Below are 11,836 nucleotides of genomic sequence, written 5' to 3'. Positions count from 1 at the left end.
ACCTGATATTGAATGGATTTAAAACTGTTTTTCAATCCCATCGACGAGAGTCTCAAACCAGAGAGCTTCGATAGTGACTCCCTCATACAATCCATATATATCAACGAAACCAAAATGCCAAGTTTGGATGCGATCGACATTGCGATCATTGGGATCAACGAAACAGGCGGGAGTTCGCAGATCAATGATCCAGGATTGAGATTCATCCGCAAAAAACTCTACGGACTAAAAAAAGGGGAAGGGCTCTGCAACATCATAGATCTAGGTAATCTCAGAAATGGAACAGAACTGGATGAAACGTACAAAAGAATTCAAGTAGTATGTCAAAAATTGATCTCTAAAGGAATCCTACCTCTACTCATAGGAGGTTCACATGACCTAGATATTGGGCAATTCCTCTCCTATGAAGAAGAGGAAAAAATGGTCAGTGTCCTCAATGTAGATTCTCGATTTGATATCTCCAAAAAGGAGAACAATGATGCTAACCTCAACCATTTCCATCAAATATTCACCCACGAACCCAATTACCTATTCAACTATACTCAATTAGGTCATCAGTCGTACTTAGTCAATCCTACCGCAGAAAAAGTATTGGCACAGCTGGGTTTTCATAGCTTGAGGCTAGGTGCGATGAGAGATGATTTCAAACGAGTGGAACCTCTGATCAGGGAAGCAGACATGCTCACTTTCGACCTGTCTGCCATTCAAAAAATATACTGTCCTGGGGGAGATCGCTCTGAAGTATTTGGACTAACGGGAGAAGAAGCTTGTCAAATCATGTGGTACGCTGGTATGAATGACAAGCTGAGTTCTGTTGGTATCTATGAGTACAATCCTGAGAAAGACAGCTATGACCATCAGACCGCAATGGTAGTAGCTACTATGATTTGGTACTTTATCGAAGGTTTCAAAAACAGAAAAGGTGAAAAAGGGTTTCAGACCAATGACTATGTCAAGTATGTAGTAGCCATGGATGTCAATCCAGAGACCATCGTATTTTACAAAAGTAGGCTATCCGATAAATGGTGGATGGAAGTGCCCAATATCAACCACAAGGGAGTCTACGACAGGAGCTACATTGTCCCATGTGATCACGCAGACTATCAGCAAGCAACCAAAGGAGATGTCCCTGAGCGTTGGATTCAGACTTTTACTAAATTGATCTAAAACGGCCCATTAGACACCATTGAGGGCTTCATAACTTTCAATTCTTGAACTATTCGATCAGCATATTTTGGCCCTAGGTCAAACAAAACCTCGGAGGTCAACGGAATGTCTGAAAAGTAATACGTGAAGTCAAATTCCAAGGGTCTGATTGATCCATCCGTCTGTTGCATCGGAAATTGAAACCACTGCATAGAGACTGTTCTTAAAAAGTCTTCTTCGGGTGATTCATTGAGACCTTGGCAATAAAATCCATGTCGTATCGAGCATAATCTAATGACATCATGGTAGGTGATGCTCTTGTCGACCATCTCATGACTGAGCTGTTTCAAATATTGCTTGGACACCCTTTGAATAGTGGATACACAAAAGTGACCACTCATTCTCTCTATGATCACTCTGTCAAAAAATATGGCTAGCTCAATTTGAGCCTTGTGTATCAATTCAGGTTTTATACTCCTTCTTTCTAGTACTTGCTCAATAAACTCCATTGCTATTCTACAGGCAATCCCTCCTAATTCCTCTTCCTGATATGGTTCTGTTCTTTGGTTCATCTTATTCTGCTATTAGCAATTCTCAACTTTTACCAAAGGTATAAGACGAATGATTACCCAGAAATCAGGTTACTTCTTAATTAAAACTTTACGGATTACCCCTACCTGGGTAAAAACACCCACACGAAAGATGATGAAATGGGTATGAATACAGCGCGAGTAGAAGACAAGAAAAAAGATAATAAGCAAAAGAATTCTGTTGCAGCCCCGTCAATTGAAAGGTACAAATAGGGTTTTCAAAAGCATCTCATTATTTATATCCTATTTAATATAAAAATATAGCAATAAACCACACAGAAGGCCACATTGGTTATGAACCCTTCTGTGTAGTTGATTGATTAGGTAATCTACGCAATCAATGATTAGTGCAATTTTGGTCAAGACTGATCTTCCAATCCTGAATCAATATTTTTCTGGTCCACACTGGATCTATCTCCAATACTTTTATAGCTATCTGACAACTCGAATTTTGCGACATCCTTTTCCAATTCACCTGAAACATTGCTCAACCAAATAGATTTCTGGATATAGTTATTCATACCAGATGACAATTCCGTAGCAGAGCTTGAAAATTTGCTCCGTACCGGCTGCCGTCTCCTCTGCTATTACTACGACCTCCTCTGTAATGGAAACAACTTTGTTGATGCTTTCTGACTGGGCATTGGTTGATTCAGATATCTGCTCAGAAAGCTGCAAAGTCTCAGCAGAAGCATTTGCGATTTGGTCAAACACTTCAGAGGCTTGTATAGAAGCATCTAAGCTAAATTTGACACTGCTATTCATAGTATCAATCACTTTAGATGCCTCCAAAGTATCATGTTGCACATCGTTGACAAGTTGCTCAATTTCTCTTGCAGATTGACGAGACCCTTCTGCCAGCTTGCGTATTTCTTCTGCTACCACTGCAAATCCTCTACCTGCTTCACCAGCTTGAGCAGCCTCAATAGCTGCATTCAGGGCCAGCAAGTTAGTTTGAGAAGCAATATCAGTGATGACTCCTAGTACTTTAGATATTTGATTGGATCGATCAGTGAGCACACTCATTGACTCTGTGGTCTTCTTAGAAAAATCAGCAATTTGAGTTATATTCTGTACTACACCTTTGGCAATGGCTGAACCCCGTTCACTATCTTCGAAACCTTTTTTGGCTGCTGAATTAATCGAATCAGATTTGAAACGCATCTCATTAAATTTTCTAAGCATTTCTTCTACAAGTGTAGATGATGCGTCAACCCTAGAGACCTGTGTTTGTGCTCCATTGCTCATTTGTCCAATCGCTCCTGCAATTTCATTGGTACTAGAACTCATCTCCTCTCCCGTGCTGAGCATCTCTGATGATGAGTCTTTGATAGCCATAACGCTCTGGTTGATTTTCCACAGAAGTGCATTCATGTTATCAAGTGCCGTATTTAATCCCAAAGTCAATTCGGCTATTTGTCCCTTTGCTTCCAATGAATACCTATTATTGAGATTACCATTTGCCATGGCATTAACAATCTTGTTTATTTCCAAAATGGGAGTGACAACAGAATCCAAAAGATGATTGATCGATGAACTCATTTGTTTCCACACACCGCTTTTGCCATCCTCTTTAATCCGAGCGATCAAATCACCTTCCTCTCCCGCCTTTGCAACGACTTCATTGGTCTCCCCTATAAAATCATTCAATTTCTTTCTAAGTGTCAGCAGTGATTGACCCAAAATATCTTTATCACTTAGTGCTACATATTCCTTAGACAAGTCTCCATCCCCCATAGCAGAAGCAAATCGGGCAGATTCATTGAGCTTTTGTAAAAAGAGATGAAGAGAATTGAAAAAAATCTCCCAATTCATCCTTTTTATTCAAATCTTTGGAATCAATGGTCAGACCAATCTGACCTTCTCTCAACTTATCAAACGTGGTATTGATTCTTTGCATTGGTTCCTGAATACTCTTTTTCAGGTTTATAAAAGTGAATAGTATAGAAATCAAACCAATAGGTATTGTGTACCACAATGAAATCAATCCAAAGAGTCCTGTATAGTAGGCGACCAACACTAAAACGTACATAGAAACCGATATCCAACACAACGGACGAAACACAAATGACCTTTTGAAAATCAACCAATTGAAAAAAAGCGTTGGTGGAAGACCAAAAAGAGTCATTGCTAACCAGAAGTATAAAAATTGAGTCATCATATTTATTATGAGTAAAATTGAAAAAATTGCATACGTACAAGTTTAACCGTTAGGAGCTATATAGTGATTCCGACAATTTACTAAATCACGTATAGAATTAAATATTCTGATAATAAAAAACTATTTCTACCCAAATACTTCTTGATAGACTTGAGCATCTAGTTTGCTATTAAAACTAAACTTCTCACAAATTAATACAGGCTTAGATACAGTAGCACTACATGTAAAATGATGCTTTTAAATGGAAAATAGCTACTAAGAATGGGAGTTTTTAGCTATTCACCTCAAATATACCTAAATCTTGGTATTACATTCATCTATCATTTGAGCGATCTTTATCAAAAAAATAAATACCCAAATACTTGATTTTTTAATATTTAATACCGTTATATACAATGAAATTAACCTGATGTTGTAAGAGCACTCCATTTCTCTAATAAGAACTGGATCCATTAACACAATAAATAGTAACTCAATTTGAATATTTAAAAAACTTTAAGCTATGTGATCCATTAAAATCATTTCTCGACCGAAGACATGATTACGAAAGCCCCTAATACTATATAGCACTGCTTTGACATTTAAACCGTTATACGGTATTGCTTAGATAACAAATTACTTGATGTGGAGATTACAATTCCTGGTAGTAAACAAATGCTCTAGGAAAATTTCAAACACATTCACTTTTGTTAATACAATAATGTACAACGACTATGAAGTTGCTCAAAGCTGTGCTCATACAAATTCTAACATCTTAAACATTATTATCATGCAAAAAGAAGACATTGCCATAGTTGGTATTGGGTGTCATACACCAGGCCAGATTCATGGACCAGAGCAATTCTGGGAAAAATTGATGAAGGGGGTAAACGGTATTACCGAGATACCAAAAGAAAGATGGGATCACAAAGAGTATTATGATCCCGATCCAAACAAAGCAGGCAAAATCAAAACCAACAAAGGAGGCTTCATTGAGGGAATAGATCTCTTTGACAATGAGTTTTTCAAAATATTTCCAAAAGAAGCAGAACGAATCGATCCACAACAAAGACTCCTTCTTCAAACCACATTTGAAGCCATTGAAGATGCTGGAGAAAAGCTTGACAAGTTCAACGGCTCCAATACTGCTGTTTTTATGAGTCTATTTACCAACGACTATTGGGACAACCAAGTCGAACAAGACAATAGATACAAAATTTCACCTCATGTCACCATGGGGTCAGCATTGACTGCCATTGCCAATCGAATCTCTTACTTTTTCAATCTCAAAGGACCAAGTATATCGATAGACACTGCTTGCTCTGGCTCTCTAGTGTCTGTGCACCTTGCTTGTCAGAGCATCTGGGATCAAACCGCTGATTCTGCCGTAGCTGGAGGTGTCAATATTATCATCAACCCTGAATCAACCCTCATGCTGTCCAAAGGCAACTTCCTGAGTCCTGATGGCTACTGCAAGTCCTTTGATGAAAAAGCCAATGGCTATGTACGAAGTGAAGGTGTGGGTGTTGTTTATCTCAAAAAATTGAAGGATGCTGAAAGGGACAACAACAAAATCTATGGTATCATCAAAGCCACCTCATGCAACTCTGACGGCTATACCAGTGACGGATTTACAGTACCTAGCGAGTCTGCACAAACCAAAATGCTGAAAACTGCCTATGCCTTAGCAAACATTGATGTAGACAAACTGCAATACATAGAGGCTCATGGCACTGGAACCGCTGTGGGCGATCCCATCGAGACCAAGTCATTTGCAAACGTATTTGGTCAAAGAAGTGCCGACACTCCTTTGATGATTGGCTCAGTCAAATCAAACATTGGGCACTTGGAAGGGACTGCAGGTGTAGCTGGACTTATCAAATTGGTCTTGTCTATCAAAAACAAGAAAATCCCAGGCAATCTTCATTTCAACAAAATCAATCCAAAAATTGATCTGGAGAATTGGAAATTAAAAGTTGTCAGTGAAAACACAGATTGGCCAGCACAAAAAGACGGCAGTCCAAGAATAGGGGGTGTCAATTCCTTTGGTGCCGGCGGAACAAACGCTCATGTCGTGGTACAAGAATACATCATGCCCACACAAGCTAAGAAAGTTGACATTGATGATCAAAATATGTACCTCTTTCACACCAGTGCAGAGACAATATCCTCTCTCCAAAACCTATTAAGAGAGTACGCTGCTTACCTACTGTCCTCAGCACATTCGCTGAAAGACATATGCTATAACATTGGAAAACACAGATCAGATCTGAGACATCGCATTGCCATAGCTGGTATTGATGCCCAAGACATCGTTACCAAAATTGAAGCCTATTTAGAAGGCAACATCCTATCTGGAGTCGTGATCAACGAAGTGGATACTCCTGCAAAAAAAGTCGGGTTTGTATTTACAGGACAAGGCCCGCAGTGGTTTGCTATGGGACAGGAATTGATAGCGAGCGAGCCCCTTTTCAAATCTACCATCCAAAAAATAGAAGGCTATTTCAAAGAGATAGCAGGTTGGTCGTTGTTGGAAGAAATGAACAAGGATGAAGAAAACTCAAGAGTAAACGATACCAGAATCGCACAGCCTGCCATCATGTCCATACAAATTGCCCTTGTAGAGCTATGGAAAAAGCATGGCGTGACTCCTCAAGGTGTTGTGGGTCATTCTATCGGCGAAGTAGCCGCTGCATATACCTCTGGTGCCTTAACCTTGGAACAGGCAGTACAAGTGATTTTTCATAGAAGTCGCGGACAGCATGCTGCTACCGGCAAAGGAAAGATGTTGGCAGTCAGCCTGTCTCAAATAGAAGCAGAAGAATTAATCAAAGATGTCACCGACAGAGTCTCCATCGGGGCACTCAATGGCCCAAAAATGGCTGTGCTATCTGGTGACGAAGAACCGCTCATCGAAATAGCAGAACAGTTGGAGAAAAAGGACATCTTCAATAAGTTCTTGAGAGTGACAGTACCATTCCATTCTCATCACATGGAGCCACTGAAGGATGAATTGATAAGTTCGCTGTCCCAACTCCAGCCCAGCAAAGCCAAAATTGACCTCTATTCGACGGTCACTGGAAAAATGGAAAATGGACTACATTTGGTGAGTGAGTATTGGTACGACAATGTACGTGAACCTGTCTATTTCTCAAATGCTCTAAGCGAAATGGTCAACGACGGCTATGACATTTTCATAGAAATAGGACCACACCCTGCCCTATCGCCAGGTGCCGAAGAGGTTTTTTCAAACAAAGATTCCAATGCTTCCATCTTTCCATCCATCAAAAGAATGGAAAATGAGAAAATTCGATTTTTGCAGACTTTAGGTTCTTTGTACACCAAAGGCATCAACTTGGATTGGGATAGTATTTACCCTCATGCGAATAATGTTTTAGACCTTCCCAAATACAAATGGGATCTAAAATCATTCTGGTATGAAAGTTCTAAACACCAATCTCAAAGAACTTCCAAAAGAATACATCCTTTGGTAAAGGATTACAGCAGTTCTGGAACCAATGAAGATGGCTACACATTCAACTTCCTGTTGGATAGACATATAGATCCATATATAGACGATCACAAAGTCGATGATGTGATCATCTTCCCTGCTACTGGTCATTTGGAAATGGCTATTGCGGCAGCTCAACAGGCATTTGGAGAAGACTTTGGATTCTTAGAAGATATAAATTTTGAAAGTGCTCTTTTCTTGCCAGAGGAAGGTGAATTCTCAGAAGTGAAAATTGAAGTCTATTCTGAGGAAAAGAAATATTGGGTTCTGAGTAGAGATAAAAACACGCCCAATGCCAAATGGGTCAAGCATTCCAACGGAAAGATGAACACCCTTGGTGACAAATTCAATTCTACTACCGTTGATCTTGAACAACTCAAGGAAAGAATATATGATAGATTGCCTGTTCAACCCATGTATCTTGAACTGAAAAAAAGTGGGCTGTACTACGGTGCTACTTTCAAAGCGATCAAGAATCTCTGGGTTGTTGACAATGAAATTCTCTCCAAAGTGAATCTACACGAATCTTTAGAGTATGGCATTGAGGATTACAACTTACACCCTTGTATTTTGGATGCATGTCTACACACGATCTTTGCTGCCAATTTAGATAGTGATGTAGAAGAGCGAGGCATCTATCTACCTACTCATATAGACCGCTACAAATTTCATACGAAACCCAAATCGTCTGATGTGTACAGCTACGTCATGGTATCCGAAGCTAGTGCGCAGTATTTAAAAGGTGATTTTTGTATTCTAGACGAAGACGGAACATTGATTGCCGAAATCCAAGGGCTACATTGCAAGTACATCGAAGGGTCTAGGACACAAAGTCAAGATGTGGCGTACAGCGGCTGCTACGAATACAACTGGATAGATGCACCTGATTTTGCTTTCAAGCCAGCAAAAAACAAGGTGTTAATGATTGCAGAAAACGATTTCTCAGCAGAAAAACTAGAGAAGGAACTAGTAGAAAATGGAACTACCATCATACGTCCTTCTATCAATGATTTTTCTGACAGGGATACGGTTCGGGAGGCCATCGTGGAGATTAAAAACAACCACCCTACTCTCAACCGAATCGTGATCACCCTACCAGTTTCTGAAAAACGGCAGGAAATAGAAATCACAGCGGTAGACCTCAGCTGGAAAGTCCTCAATATATTCAATGCCATTATAGAAGAAGAAATGCAACTGTCCGTTTGGTTGATCAACGAGCAAGCTGATAGGGTAGTGGATTCGGATCAAAGCATCAATATCCTCCAATCTGTCTCATTCGGATTAGGTAGAGTGATGTTCAACGAATACCCTTTAGCTACCATCAAAATTGCTGACCTAGCTGATCTCAACAATGAGAAAGAGGCATCAAATCTAGCGAAGTTCATCTCTTCCACTTCCAATGGTGGTGAAGAAACTGATTTTGCATTTCGTGGTGAAAAGATATTTGTCAAACGTTTGCTTTCAGTCGAAAAAGAAAAAGCGCAAGAATCTGCTTCAGAAAGCATCGCTGCTTCTGGCTCATATTACCATACCATTCTTCAGGAAAAAGGTGTTTTGGATTCTATAAAATTCATAAAAACAGGACCTTCACAACTGGGAGAAGAAGAGATTGAAATTGATGTAAAGGCAGCGGGTATCAACTCAAGAGATATTTTCCTCATCAATGGAGGCATGCAAGACCAAGAATCTATAGAAAATCAATTAGGTTCCGAATGTAGTGGAGTCATCACCCGTGTGGGTCACAATGTCACCAAATTCTCAGTAGGTGACGCAGTGATTTGTTTTACTTCCCAGGCATTTGCAGGGAAAGCAACTGCTCCGCAACACTGTGTAACTCACAAGCCTGATCACTTGTCCTTTGAAGAAGCCTCTTGCATTTCCTATGATTATCTAACTGCATACTACAGTATGTTTACCATAGGTCAACTCGAAGCAGGCGAACGAGTCCTCATTCATTCAGCTACTGATGACGTAGGCTTGGCAGCTATTGCACTGGCTCAAATGAAAGGACTAGAAATTTATACAACTGCTGATTCAGACCAAAAGAGGGCTACGTTACAAACAATGGGTGTTAAAAACGTATATGACAGCCTGTCAACTTCCTTTTATGATACGGTCATGCAAGATTCCGACGGAGGGGGGGTCGATTTGGTTCTGAACTCGCTGAATGGCAAATCTATCGTACAGAGTATCAAATGTCTTCGAGATTTTGGTCGCTTTATCGATATCGGCAGTACGGATGTCTCTGATGAAACCAGTCTAAGCATCAAAAGATCTGGCAAAAACCTGAGCTATACCACTATCAATATCGAAAAGCTAATGAAACAAAAGCCTCAAAAGGCTGCACGATTGTTTCAGAAAGTCACACAGCTATTTGCTATCCAGTCTTTGTCTGTCGGTTCATTTCAGACCTTTAAGATCGGTAAAATCAAAGAAGCCATCGAACTAAAAACTGAAAGTACTCATGTGGGCAAAGTGGTATTGTCAATGGAGGATACGACTGTGCATGCGTTGCCCATGACAAGACTCTCGCTGTCTCCTGATCTCTCCTATGTGGTCACTGGAGGAGCAAGTGGATTTGGACTTGAAATGGCCAAATTCCTAGCCAATCGAGGTGCAAAAAATCTCGTCATGGTGAGCCGTAGTGGTGCAAAAACTGATTATGACAAAAACTGGATTAGCAAGCTACAAGAGGAGGGTGTGAATATCTCAATCGAAAAGCTTGACCTATCACACCGTGATCAAGTACAAGAAATGATCAGCCGTGTAAATAGCACTTTGCCAATCGGTGGACTGGTTCATAGTGCTGGAATCATAGACGATTCTACCATACAAGGAATGGACAAAGATTTGTTCAAGAAAGTGTTTATTCCCAAAGCCATTGGTGCTTGGAATCTACACCTAGCGACCGAATCACTTGATCTAGATTTTTTCCTGACACTATCGTCCATTTCTGCAGTAGTTGGATTCCCAGGTCAGTCAAATTATTCCTCTGCCAACAACTTTTTGGACAAGCTAGCCATCTATAGGAGGTCAAAAGGTTTGAATGCACAAAGCGTAAATCTAGGTGTACTAGGGAATTTTGCGGGTATGTCAAAAGATGCAGGCAACCTACTAAATGTACTCGAAAACCAAGGTTGGAATCCTCTGACCCTGCATCAGGTGACGAGCAAAGTAGAAACCATGCTACTCGAAGGAGCAGCAGTCAGAATGACCGCCAATATTGACTGGCTGAAATTCAGAGAATTCTTCTATCATCTCAAAAACGATGCTAAGCTCAACCATCTGCTTTCTGATGAAAACCTAAAGGTCAGCTCAGCAAAAAGTAGTAGTGATAGTTTGAGAGATCAAATCATTACTTCCAATGGTGAAGCTCTCGGTATATTGACAATCAATTTGAAAGAAGCATTAGCCAGAATTTTAGGTACTGTTCCTGACAAACTGGATGAAAACAAATCTATTTCAGCCATTGGTCTTGATTCCCTGATGATGAATCAATTGAGAAATTGGATGCTCCAAAAATTGGAATTCAATTACCCACTGATGAAAATATCCAAAGGACCTAGTATCGTCGAAATGTCCAATCACATCATCGACAGCCTACGCAGCACGGGTACAGAGACAGGTGTCGCCAACGATGAATCGGGTATCTCTACAGAAGAAGATATAGAAGTAATCAACAAGTGGTTTGTACATAAGAAAAATGAAGAGGGTTATCCAAGTAATAACATAAAACTATTCATGTTTCACTCGATGGGAGCAGGAGCTTCTATGTTCAATGACTTTATGTACGATGCGCCGTTAGGAACTGATGTATATGCAGTACAGATGCCTGGTAGAGAAAACAGGAAAAAAGAAGGGTTCTTCTCTCATATAGAAGACCTCCTAGAGGATTTAGAACAATCCATTCTACCACTTCTGGATGGTCCATTTGCCTTTTTTGGTCATAGTTTTGGTGGCATAGTCGCCTTCGAACTCACCCGAATTTTACGTGCAAAGCATGGCAAGGAGCCCATACGCTTCTTTAGTTCTGCAACGATGGCTCCACAGATGACTCATACTTGGAAGAATCTGGATGTAATGGCACAAACTACCATCTCTTCCAATTCTGAGCAGAAGCTTCTGGGCTTGATGACCTACATAGATGACATAGAGTATGTCAAAAAAATCCTCCCTATCATGAGATTAGACATGGCTCTTTTGATCAACTATGACTTTGTCGAGGCAGACAAGTTCAATTGCCCTATCACCGTATTCTCAGCGATTGAGGATGAGGTTACTTTGCCAGAAGAAATGACTCCATGGCAAGAACATACGACTGCAGAATTTAAGCAGGAGTTGGTGCACGGTGATCACTGGTTTGTGAGTAGGAACAAGGACTTCATACGCCAAAGGATCAGTGCTGATCTAAAATTGGTACTTGTCGAAAATTAATAAACATTCTCCCTT

Annotated in this window: 4 protein-coding genes; 2 read left to right on the top strand and 2 right to left on the bottom strand. The window is 40.3% G+C overall.

Annotated elements, in window-relative coordinates; translation table 11 throughout:
- Positions 1 to 12: 12 nt before the first annotated feature.
- Positions 13 to 1,167 carry a formimidoylglutamase gene (locus tag N6H18_RS09025; RefSeq protein ID WP_262311511.1) on the top strand — a complete coding sequence of 385 codons (1,155 nt, stop codon included), beginning with the start codon at positions 13 to 15 and terminating at the stop codon, positions 1,165 to 1,167.
- Here N6H18_RS09025 and N6H18_RS09020 read toward each other — a convergent pair.
- On the bottom strand, positions 1,164 to 1,718 hold the full coding sequence (locus tag N6H18_RS09020; protein WP_262311510.1) for a hypothetical protein: 555 nt from the start codon (positions 1,716 to 1,718) through the stop codon (positions 1,164 to 1,166). The genes N6H18_RS09025 and N6H18_RS09020 overlap by 4 nt on opposite strands.
- A 531-nt stretch (positions 1,719 to 2,249) precedes the next feature.
- Positions 2,250 to 3,551 (bottom strand): methyl-accepting chemotaxis protein, encoded by a 1,302-nt coding sequence (locus tag N6H18_RS09015; protein WP_262311509.1) that lies wholly within the window; start codon positions 3,549 to 3,551, stop codon positions 2,250 to 2,252.
- Positions 3,552 to 4,666: 1,115 nt separating this feature from the next.
- Here N6H18_RS09015 and N6H18_RS09010 point away from each other — a divergent pair.
- Positions 4,667 to 11,821 (top strand): type I polyketide synthase, encoded by a 7,155-nt coding sequence (locus tag N6H18_RS09010; protein ID WP_262311508.1) that lies wholly within the window; start codon positions 4,667 to 4,669, stop codon positions 11,819 to 11,821.
- Positions 11,822 to 11,836: the final 15 nt, after the last annotated feature.

Origin of the sequence: Reichenbachiella agarivorans (assembly GCF_025502585.1) — a bacterium.
GTDB classification, from domain to species: Bacteria; Bacteroidota; Bacteroidia; order Cytophagales; family Cyclobacteriaceae; genus Reichenbachiella; species Reichenbachiella agarivorans.
Note: the sequence above shows the minus strand (reverse complement) of the source record. Positions and strands in the feature narration are given on the sequence as shown.

Bases quoted from the DNA above. Each gene is read 5' to 3' on its own strand.
- N6H18_RS09025 (WP_262311511.1), top strand. From the start codon at position 13: ATGGATTTAAAACTGTTTTTCAATCCCATCGACGAGAGTCTCAAACCA.
- N6H18_RS09010 (WP_262311508.1), top strand. From the start codon at position 4,667: ATGCAAAAAGAAGACATTGCCATAGTTGGTATTGGGTGTCATACACCA.
- N6H18_RS09015 (WP_262311509.1), bottom strand. From the start codon at position 3,551: ATGAATTGGGAGATTTTTTTCAATTCTCTTCATCTCTTTTTACAAAAG.
- N6H18_RS09020 (WP_262311510.1), bottom strand. From the start codon at position 1,718: ATGAACCAAAGAACAGAACCATATCAGGAAGAGGAATTAGGAGGGATT.